This window comes from Mesorhizobium sp. PL10 (assembly GCF_053714315.1).
This window is the reverse complement of record NZ_JBSKBR010000082.1, coordinates 1-5010: the sequence shown is the minus strand read 5'-3', so window position 1 is coordinate 5010 and position 5010 is coordinate 1. Positions and strand designations below refer to the sequence as shown.

3 protein-coding genes are annotated in these 5010 nt (G+C 58.1%); 2 read left to right on the top strand and 1 reads right to left on the bottom strand.

The window, feature by feature from the left end:
* Positions 1-151 precede the first annotated feature (151 nt).
* Positions 152-1213, bottom strand: coding sequence for a Gfo/Idh/MocA family protein (locus ACWGTO_RS32645; protein WP_454578830.1), 1062 nt, complete (start codon positions 1211-1213; stop codon positions 152-154).
* Positions 1214-2607: 1394 nt separating this feature from the next.
* Between ACWGTO_RS32645 and ACWGTO_RS32640 the strand changes: the two genes are divergently transcribed.
* Together ACWGTO_RS32640 and ACWGTO_RS32635 are read left to right on the top strand one after the other, a co-directional pair.
* Positions 2608-3396 carry a hypothetical protein gene (locus ACWGTO_RS32640; protein ID WP_454578829.1) on the top strand — a complete coding sequence of 263 codons (789 nt, stop codon included), beginning with the start codon at positions 2608-2610 and terminating at the stop codon, positions 3394-3396.
* Positions 3397-3459: 63 nt separating this feature from the next.
* The gene (locus ACWGTO_RS32635; protein WP_454578828.1) at positions 3460-4491 is read left to right on the top strand and encodes an aldo/keto reductase; all 1032 of its coding nucleotides are present in this window, start codon (positions 3460-3462) and stop codon (positions 4489-4491) included.
* Positions 4492-5010: the final 519 nt, after the last annotated feature.

Below are 5010 nucleotides of genomic sequence, written 5' to 3'. Positions count from 1 at the left end.
AAAAAAGAGTCGGCGGACCACCGCCACAACCGAGCATGCCAGCTGTTAGACAAGCCATTCTTGACCTCTTCACGCGGCCGCCACCCCGCAGATGTCCTCACTGTGAGAAGCTGCTCGCAGACGCCATCAAACCTAAACTGCCAAAGTAGTGCTAGTGTTTCGGGCGTTTGCTGTTGAGCGTTTCAACCGATATCACCCGCCCAGTGGTCGCCGACGTGATCGCGGCCTGCATGAGAGCGAGACTGCCAATATTGTCACGTCCCAGGCTTGCAAACGGTGCGACGTCGCCGTTCTCGACCGCTCGGGCAAACGTGGCCAAGCTTTCTCTTCGTCCGAACGACCCCATCTCCGGAAGGCCGATCGGCACTGCGGGGTGGCTGCCTTTTCGGATCCTGACTTGATCGCCATCCAATGTCACATCGCGGTCACCGCGGCAGGTCCAGACGATCTCTCCCTCGGCGCATTCCATATTCCACTCGCCGCCATACGGCGTCTCCACACCAACACTAAGCCAATTGGCGCGATAGGTGACGACGGTTCCTCGATCGAAGATGATCGTCGCAGCCGCTGCGGCCGGATCTCTGAACGGACTCCCATGCGGCTGCCAGGCGGTACAGTATACCTGCCGAGGCTCCTGCCCGAGCACCATGCGCATCAAGTCAAAGTGGTGGATAGCAAGATCCTCAAGAAGAGGCTGTCGAAAGGCGTAAAACGAGTCATCTGCCGGCGTACAGTTTAAGGAACGCCGGAATTCAATGTGGACTGCGTCTAGCGGTCCGAGCACCTGCTCTCTGACAAGCTGGGCAGCGCTGAGAGCTGCAGGAAAGAAGCGGAAGTTCTGGCTCACCATAAGCGTTAGGTGGCAACGGTCCGCCAAATCGGCGAGACGCACCGCCTCGACGGTCGTAGACACAAAGGGCTTCTCTACCAGTACGTGCTTGCCGGCCTCCAGAGCAAGTCCAATGAGAGAGGCATGCGCCCGAACGTCCGCCGTAATCAAAACAGCGTCGGCATTAATATTCGACAGTGCCGCTTCAAGGGTTGGGAAACACTGGTTCGGGCGAGCTCCCAACCGCAGCTCCATTCGCTTCAACGCGTCGGGGTTCTGATCGACCCAACCTATCGCCTCGACTTCGGGCACCTGAGGTACGACCGTTTCAGCCCAGTCTGCACCCCATTGACCAAGTCCAACCTGAACTATCCGAGTTGTCATGATATCACCTACCTATAGACTGGCCGAACAGTTGATGTTGCTTCAATTGGCAATCGCAATACGCTCGACGCACATCAACATTGCGAAGTCCCTCGCAGCGACCCTGCCAGCCAATAAGTGTTATGTAAAGTAAATGTTCTGTAAATATTTCTTACTAGATTTACTTAATCGAAACTCTCTAAAAGTTTGCCTCTTGGCGTCGGTTGCGCCCCAAACCTGCGACAAGTCAGTGATGTCATGTTAATTTTTTATGAAGGCCTTGAGCTGTCAGCTCGCCGCCACGATCCAAAGCCCTGTCATTTACGGATAACATCTAAGCCTGATTTCGGTTTGATTCCTGTTGCGTTTCTTTGCTCGGCTCAGGTGCATCTGTTTCTTCGCCAATGTCGGATCATCATCTTTTAGGCACGCTCAGCCGCGGCTTACTCGCTGTTTCGCAAGTTCTTCACGTTGAGGCGTAAGCCGAATGGCGGCGAGCGACACCGCGCTGCGAGCTGCCGCTGCTGCGCCAGCCACCAGCGGGGCGAGCGATCTCGCCGATTTGGGGGGTGGCCGGCTTGTCGTCGGGAAGCACTTGCCGCTCGAGCCAGGGCGCGGCCCCGACAGTTAAACAGATCGGCAGTCCGCTCATCGGGAACCCAGCCTCCGACAGAGAGGCGCAGGCATGGAGATGCGCCAGACACGGGCGGCGTCTTGTCCGTCGTGATCCTGGGCCATGGAGGATCGCCTCCACCTGCATCGTGTTGGGGACAATCACCCGGCCGACACAAGGCGACAGCACCCGCACCGCCGCTGTGGCGTTCCCAGTCGCCTCGATCACAACCTCATCCGTCCGTCGCAAACTGCCCCTGTGTTAGGTGAAGGTAGTCTCGATCGAGGTCGAGGCCGGCTTGCAAGGCACTGAAGGCCGATCTCGCCGTTGTTGTGCCCTCCGGTGATGATCGTGGTGGAGCCGCAGAGGCTGAGATAATCGCAACCCACAGATCAGGCTGACGATGCGCCAGCGGCCGATCAACTGGTAGCCCTCCGGCGCGGTCGGAACGGTCTCCTAGCCAGATGACCTCGGCAACATGAATCAGTTGACGTCAACGACCGACGCCTGGGTTTGTCGAGTCTGAGACAAGGTCGTATTCCGCCTAGCTCCGTTGCGCTGTTCCATTTAAGCATTTAAACTATTGAACAAAAGGCGAAAAATTCTTTTTGAAAGATAGTTCCGCGCAATTGGCACGACTTTTGAACTATCCCATCACGAAGCGGCAGGTTTTCGCGACGTTCGTATCGTCGATGACGGTGCTCTCTTCGATTCATCGAGCTACTGCCGCTTCACCAGAAATGGTGACGAACAGCGCTGGTTCGAAGCAGAATAGCCAGTTACTAGCTTGGGAGTCATACAAATGTCTGGAAACCAAGACCTTGGGTTAGATGCTATTCGTGCCCAACCGGGTACATATGGCTGCGGGATGGGTCTGGGGATCATGCTGTTCGATGAGGTTTACCCCGGTTATCCCGGGTCTGTACGGAACGCGAGTGCGCATCCATACCCGGTTCAGTACGATGTAGTCGAAGGTGTCGACGCCGATCGGCTTATAATTCAGTCGGATAAAACCGCTTGCCTAGAACCCATACTGGAGGCCGCTCGTCGGCTCGAACGCATGGGGTGTCGAGCCATCGCTGCTGAGTGTGCTCACTTTGCGTATTTTCAAAAAGAGGTGGCGGCCGAAGTCTCCGTGCCCGTATTTATGTCGAGCCTTTTGCAGGTACCTCTCGCACAGCGGCTGACCGGAGGCACGGGACGCGTTGCCATTGTGTGTGCCTACCCTCGCCGGCTGACCGAGCACCATTTCGTCAGCGCTGGTATTGATCCTGGATCCAACCTTGCGTTGATGGGCATATGCGAAGACTATTCCTGCCCGGAATTCGAGGATCTGTGGAACGCAGACAAATGGCGCTCTGCGGTTCCGATGGCCAGTTTCGAACGCGCCGAAGCCGAGTTCGTGAGTGCGTGTAGGGACTTCGTCTCCAAGAACCCTGACCTGCGCGCATTGGTATTCGTGTGCACAGGGCTTCAGCCGTTCGCACGCTGTGTGCAGCGCGAAATCAGGTTGCCTATTTTCTCTTGGAGCACGTTGCTCGACTTTGCCTTTTCAGTTGTCGTTCATCGCGAGCACTATGGCCACGTTTGAAACGCCCTGCCCCGCTCCTACTCCGACATGTCATTCAATCCTTCTCCCGGAAAACATTCCATCATGCGCTACAACCAGCTTGGCAATACCGGCCTATTCGTCTCCGAACTCTGCCTCGGCGCTCTGACCTTCGGTCCTCCCGACGAGACCCTGATCGCCAGCCTCGACCAGAAAGGCGTCTACGAGATCGTCGGCCGCTCCATCGCCGCCGGCGTCAATTTCTTCGACACGGCGGACGTCTATTCATTCGGCGAGTCCGAACGCCTGCTCGGCCAGTCATTCAAGGACCTGGCCGTTAAACGCTCGGACGTCATCATCGCCACCAAGGTGCATGGCGCCATGGGTGAAGGCCCGAACCAGCGCGGCTCCTCGCGCGGCCACATCATGGATTCGGTCGATGCCAGCCTCGACCGGCTGCAGCTCGACCATATCGACCTCTATCAGTTGCACGGCAACGACACTGTGACGCCAATCGACGAGACGCTGCGGGCACTTGATGATCTCATCTCCAGCGGCAAGGTCCGGTATGTCGGCGTGTCCAACTGGCAGGCCTGGCGGATCGCCAAGGCGCTTGGCATCGCCGACCGCAAGGGCTTTTCCCGTTTCGAGACCATCCAGTCCTACTACTCGATCGCCGGCCGCGACCTCGAACGCGAGATCGTGCCGCTGCTCAACGAGGAGAAGCTCGGCCTGATGGTCTGGTCGCCCCTGGCGGGCGGACTGCTCTCGGGAAAATACGGCCCCGGTGGCGTTGGCAAAGGTCGGCGCACCGGCTTCAACTTCCCGCCAGTCAACGAGGACCGCGTCTGGGCCGCGGTCGCGATTATGCGCGAGATAGCCACGAAGCACGATGTCAACGTCGCCACGGTGGCGCTGGGCTACGTGCTGGCCAAGCCTTTCGTGATGAGCGTCATGATCGGCGCCAGTTGCATGGACCAGCTCGAACAGAACCTCGCCGCTACTGGGCTGAAGCTTGATTCAGACGATCTCGCGAAGCTCGATGAGGTAAGCGTGCTGCCTTCCGAATATCCCGGCTGGATGCTGGAACGGCAGAATGCCGGGCGCCGTCCTGGACCTTTCGTGGCGATGCCGTAATCGCCCAAATTTATTTGGCGTCGCGTGGGCCGTGTGTCTTTTGACGCGCGGCTTGCTTTCAGAGACGCACAACCTCGGGAGATCCCAAACCCCTGACGCGTGCCAGAGTGCTTGAGGCTGCACCTGCGAACAGGCATTGATGGCGGGCAGCAAGCTGGGAGATTTGACCAAGTGACCTGAGATCGGCGCTCCGCGTTGCCGGGAGAGGCTGCCGAGCAACAGGTCGCGTACCCGTGGTGGGACGTGTACGGTTCCAGCCGGAGGGCCCCTGCCATACGATGACGAAGAAAGCTGGGCTCAATCGTCATAAGCTATCTTAGGTATGGCTGTGGTCCGGGGACGCCATCGGAAGACTTCGCTGACAATCATCTGCCGTTGACGACCGGAGGGGCATTGCCGCAGGGAGCGTCCGATAAGGACCTCGCAGCGGTCGCGGTAGTCCTTCGCCGAACCTTTCGATTACCCACATCTCCTGCGGGCGATTTGCACCCGTTGAATCTTCCATGATTCTGTCTGTGA